Origin of the sequence: Photorhabdus sp. RM323S (assembly GCF_042879375.1) — a bacterium.
Taxonomy (GTDB): Bacteria; Pseudomonadota; Gammaproteobacteria; order Enterobacterales; family Enterobacteriaceae; genus Photorhabdus; species Photorhabdus tasmaniensis.
In genome coordinates, this window is record NZ_JBHFKZ010000154.1 from 1 (window position 1) to 1,164 (window position 1,164).

The window sequence follows — 1,164 nt, forward strand, 5'->3', positions numbered from 1 at the left end:
TATTCCATCCTGCTCACTGGGGCAAAAATTTGCGGTTTAAATGTTAATTATCCGCATGTTGTTAATGATAATAAAGGCCAACCGGAGGAAGTTGTTTCAGTTCAGTATGTTAACATTACTTGTCGGCATCATATGGCGGGAACATCAGGATATTGCATCTGGGATGAGATGGTTTATTGATAACTATAATTTATACGCTTAGTTTTTAGTTAATCACTAAGCGTGTTTTTGCAATAAATATGTTAATATAAAGAAGTTGTGGTTATCGTAATCCTAATTATAGAATATAATTGATATGTTTAAGTTTTTGATTTATTTTGTAAATAATTATTGATATAACAAGAAAAAGAATAAAAGAAATACAAGAAATAAATAAAATGACAAAGGTGATTCTGTTCATATTAATGCTCGATTGAATGTTTAGTTATAGTTAAGCGTGTTTTTCAAATAGGTATATTGTCATTGTTATAAGGATAAATATCCCACTTATATTAATGGTGATGAAATATGTTTTTATCCAACGGGTTAAATTGGAGGGTAAACTTTGAATGAAATCATAAGATTCTTGGGGCATATATTTACTATCAGGTCTATTTATTCTTATTCTTTTTCCTGTTAATAGCCTATAGAAAAATACGGCAGGATAAAACTGACCTTGAATACCCATAAGGTGACCCATATATGCTCCTGATGACAAACAGAATCCTTTTTTTATATATAATTCAATAATTTTATCCATTTTTTTCTGATTTATTTTATAAATGATTATTGATGTAATCAAAAAGAAAAAAAATGAAAAAAAACATATGGTCATTATCAAATTCAATATGCTCATAGTTAATTTCCTATAAACAAATCTACAATAAATTCAGCAGCTCTTTCGCCACCTTTATTGCCGATATAACCACCAGCCAAGCCTCCTCCCGCCATACAAAGTCCAATGGCTAATCCATCAGTTGCAATTCCAAAAGCAATACATGCCGCACCTGCTGCTATACCGCCATAATACCCTACAGCCATTCCCACTCCCGTTCTACCAGCAAATTTACTATATTCCTTAACTGCCACTTTTTCACATTTTCCTGATTGTCCGTAATTACAGGCATCAATAATCTGCCCGGTGGTATCAACAAAATCCAGACCGATCGCAATACGGCCACCGTA

1 protein-coding gene and 2 pseudogenes are annotated in these 1,164 nt (G+C 32.3%); 1 reads left to right on the forward strand and 2 read right to left on the reverse strand.

Translation table 11 applies throughout. From position 1 onward, the window contains the following. Positions 1-180 (forward strand): annotated as a pseudogene (locus tag ACGF7G_RS22355) (type VI secretion system tube protein Hcp); the annotation flags it as partial. A gap of 250 nt (positions 181-430) precedes the next feature. Here the strand turns inward: ACGF7G_RS22355 and ACGF7G_RS22360 are convergent. Together ACGF7G_RS22360 and ACGF7G_RS22365 are read right to left on the reverse strand one after the other, a co-directional pair. Next, the gene (locus ACGF7G_RS22360; RefSeq protein WP_387468476.1) at positions 431-739 is read right to left on the reverse strand and encodes a hypothetical protein; all 309 of its coding nucleotides are present in this window, start codon (positions 737-739) and stop codon (positions 431-433) included. A 98-nt stretch (positions 740-837) separates the two neighbouring features. Beyond that, positions 838-1,164, reverse strand: a pseudogene (locus ACGF7G_RS22365) (hypothetical protein); the annotation flags it as partial.